Below are 3,749 nucleotides of genomic sequence, written 5' to 3' on the forward strand. Positions count from 1 at the left end.
GATGTCTTAGTGCGCTAACCAATACCGAGGGCGCAAAGCGCGCGCCCATGCGCTAGCAAAGAGAGCCTGCCACATGTCCAAAAGACCTGGCAGGCTCGTTGTATATAACGGCGGCAAAGCATACGTACAGTGCGTTAATCGAGCCAGACGAAGATTCTATAGACCTATTGTCAAGTTATGTTAATGTTGGTTAAGGAAGAATACTGCATGTGCGTTATGCTCGCGTCGGTTTTGGCGGGCCATTCTCAAATAGCAAAAAACTGGGCGGCAGTCTGATCCTGCTTTCTGGTAAAAAGAGAGCATTATATTTGCGTGAACTGGTGGAACGGGTTAGCTCTTTGATTTTTCGTAGCACCATTATGCTATAGTAAGACACTGAGTTCTTAATCCCCAACAAAGAGAAGTCCATGAACGCTCACCTGCATCTCGACAGGAAAACCCTGATTCTTATCGCCCTGGCATCAGCTGGATTCGGTCTCCTTCAGAGCGCCCGTCTCTTTGATCTGAACTCCGGTCCCTATAGCTCGCATCCTTACGCGCTTGTGGGGCTGACGGTAGAAGGGCTTGTCTTTGTAGTTGTGGCTATGCTGTCCTACTTTGGGCGTATTGACAAGGCCGATTTGCTTTTTCGCATAGCCGCTGGCGTTGGTGTGGGGTATGTCTTGCTTGCTGCGGCAGGCAGCAGCCATCCGGCCGTTCTTATATGTATGCAAATTACCGCTGGAGCTAGTTGGTCGCTTGCTATTTTGTGTTGGATGGAAGTGTTTACGAGTTACAAGCCTGTCTACTCGCTGCCCATGATTGCGTTTTCGTTTGTTATTAACACGGTGGTGCCACCGCTCGCTCGCATGCTCTTTCCTGGCGGGCAGCTAGTCATGCTTGTGGGAATGCTTGCGCTGTCGATGGCTGCACTGTTCTATTGCTTGCGCAGCAACGAATATGTTGCTGGTATCATGAAAGAAGATGTCGTTCCGCTTACCTCGATGGCGGAGGCTCTTTCCCGTACGAAACGAGCTGTGGCAGGTGCGTGTGTATTTTCGCTTGTGTGTGGCTTTGTGCTTGAGATTGATATTTTTAGTGGGTTGCAATATGCGCAGACCAATCTCACAGGTTTTTTTACTATCTTTATTTCTGTTTTGCTACTAGTCGTGTTGTTGGTGTTGCGTCCTCGCAAGGCAAACGTGGATTATATAAGTCCTATTGTTGTATTGTGCCTTGTTTCTATTTTACTGCAGCGAAGTTTTGGTATGGGGAATCCACATGCAGCCGGATCGCTTATGGTGTCCTTTCTTATAACATTTTATGTACTGCTGTGGCTTATGTTTATTAGTGAGGCACACGAGCGCAAGCTGCCGGCATTCTTCTTGCTCGGCTTGGCGCTAGGCGTGGCTCGTCTTTCGGTAGCGTTGGGGCGTTTTGCGGCACAAACTTTGCTGGAACATATGGCTCTTGACGTGCGTGCGGCACTGCTTGGAGGCGTGTGGGTGCTGGTCTTGGCGTTGTCTTTCATATTTTGTAGCTACTTGCGCTACGTTGCAAAGCTGCATACTCCCTTACCTGATGATACGCCCGAGCAGCCTTTCCATGAAACCTGGGATCATCCGGCGGAAGCGGCCTGGCAGCACGTATCGCATGTCTTTCACCTAACAAAACGAGAGTGCGAAATAACCAGGGAGTTTGCAGCTGGCCGCAGTGCACGACACATCGCAAGTCAGCTCGTACTGTCTGAGCATACGATAAAAACGCATTTGCGACATGCTTATGCAAAAATGGACGTCCACTCGCGCCAGGAGTTGCTCGATCTTATGGAGGGACTTTCGGGTCGTACGCGCGTGGAATTGTTTGAAGGTGAACGCGCTGAATCGCGCGAGCCAGGAAACAACCCGGCTCGCGTTGAATAAATTAAAGTTATTGTTTTGCCAAGGCCGCACCCGTAATACGACCCATGGTAAGTGAGCTAGAGTTAGAGCAATGACGCACAAAATTACGGTTATACATGAAGCGATGTGTTGTTTCGCCCACTGCATACAAACCTGCTATGGTTGAGCCGTCTTCACGGATAACCTGACAATCGACATTGGTTTTAATGCCACCCATGGTGGCCACGAATGACGGCACGAATGTTACCGCATAGTACGGACCCACACCGTAGGGCATCAACTTTTCTGCCTTTTTATTGAAAGTGGCATCCAGACCGTCTTTAGCAGCTTGCTGGTATGTCTCGAATGTGGGCACAAGCTGGGGTGCATCTATCTGAGCAGCTAATAGTGCTATATCGTCAGCCTTTGCCACATTATTCGTAGAAATACCTTTTTCCAATAACGCTGCCACTGCAGCATTCGAGCTATCGAAGAGCACATAATAAGGGCCGTTATTTTTGTCAATCATGGCAGTGGACAAAGCGATGACTGGGCTAGCCTCATTTACGAAACGCTCACCCGCCGCATTAACAAGTAGCTTTGATGATGTGGCTGCGCCTTCCATGCCGTTCTCGCATAATTTTTGGAAGCCCGTATCTGCTTTTGTTAGTGCACGCGCCGGCATAATGGCACCCGCAATGATATCTGCGCCCTCATAGACTGCCGCACCTAGGGCGGTGGCCATAGTCATGCTATCGCCCGTATTCATGGTATTCCCTAAGAATTGCAACCCCATTTCATTTATGATGGGGACCAGTTCATCGCAGTATGCCTGACTACCACCAAAGCCGCCTGTTGCCAACACAACTGCTTTGGCACGCAATTCCTGGTCACCTTCTTTGCTCTTTACCTTTACGCCCACAACCGTGCCTTCTTCATGGATGAGCTCCAAGGCTTCGGTGCTAACCATGGACTGTACGCCAAGACGGTCGAGTTCTTTTGCGAAGCCCTCGGCCACCCAGGCACCGCCCTCTTTCGAGGGGTCGGTATTTACCTCTGGTTTCACCGTGTCGGTTCCTACCATTTCTTTGGTAAATGACTTATTGAAGGCAATCCCTGTGCGCTCTTCAACCCACGCGATCGTGGCACAACTTTCTACCATCATGTGGCGCATGCGGTCGTAGTCGGGATAGGGCACATTCACCTTGCCTAGTTCGGTTTGCTTGCGGTACCGCTTCTCGAACTCGTCTATTGTGTCGGGTGCTTCTGTATCAAATTGCCAAGCCTCCTTGTTCTCGGGCACTTGGGCTATTGACACGTTACCCTTGGATGTAAGAAATGTTGACGTAAGAAAGGGCGCCTTGTCTACAAGGATGACGCTCGAGCCATTTTCTGCAGCCGACACCGCACAGGCAAGACCCGACAGACCAGACCCTACTACCACTATGTCGGCTTGCTTACCCGATACGGCTTCAGTTTGTTTTGTTTTTTGTGGGCTTGCACAGCCACCAAGGGCGAGTGTGCCGCCCAATACCGCCGCACCTGCCACGACCTGTCTTCTCGTAAAATTCATCTGCATGAGAACCCCTTTTCGCTTTTGTCTTATGGCGGCAATCCGCCTTCCGATGCGAAGTACTATAGGCTGCTTGCGTTATTCGGCATCGCACGAAAGAGCGTAACTTTACTTCACACGAAAAGAATGAGCCATCGTTTACCAGGTGGTATGGTGGCAATAGCGGTCGCAGCTAACTTGGTAGCTGTCGTTTAAAAAATGTGATCACACTGCTGAGGCAGGTCTATTCATTAGTTTTCCGGTGGATCGTTTTTTAGCGCGTGATACTGGTATCATGAAAGCCTATTGAAGAAACCCAAGGAAGCTTGGCGGGGAGG

The 3,749-nt window shown here is 50.0% G+C and carries 3 protein-coding genes; 2 read left to right on the top strand and 1 reads right to left on the bottom strand.

The features are described from left to right. Positions 1–209: 209 nt before the first annotated feature. Both RR842_RS12720 and RR842_RS12725 read left to right on the top strand, forming a co-directional pair. On the top strand, positions 210–368 hold the full coding sequence (locus RR842_RS12720; protein WP_332729982.1) for a hypothetical protein: 159 nt from the start codon (positions 210–212) through the stop codon (positions 366–368). Positions 369–407: 39 nt separating this feature from the next. Then, positions 408–1,901, top strand: coding sequence for a helix-turn-helix transcriptional regulator (locus RR842_RS12725; RefSeq protein ID WP_332725302.1), 1,494 nt, complete (start codon positions 408–410; stop codon positions 1,899–1,901). 7 nt (positions 1,902–1,908) lie between these two features. Here RR842_RS12725 and RR842_RS12730 read toward each other — a convergent pair whose 3' ends face one another. After that, positions 1,909–3,438, bottom strand: coding sequence for an FAD-dependent oxidoreductase (locus RR842_RS12730; RefSeq protein WP_332729984.1), 1,530 nt, complete (start codon positions 3,436–3,438; stop codon positions 1,909–1,911). Between the last annotated feature and the right edge of the window lie 311 nt (positions 3,439–3,749).

The sequence above is a fragment of the Gordonibacter sp. genome, from assembly GCF_036667095.1.
In the GTDB taxonomy this organism is placed as follows: Bacteria; Actinomycetota; Coriobacteriia; order Coriobacteriales; family Eggerthellaceae; genus Gordonibacter.

Coding starts and splice junctions, on each gene's coding strand:
- RR842_RS12730 (WP_332729984.1), bottom strand. CDS start 3,438: ATGCAGATGAATTTTACGAGAAGACAGGTCGTGGCAGGTGCGGCGGTA.
- RR842_RS12725 (WP_332725302.1), top strand. CDS start 408: ATGAACGCTCACCTGCATCTCGACAGGAAAACCCTGATTCTTATCGCC.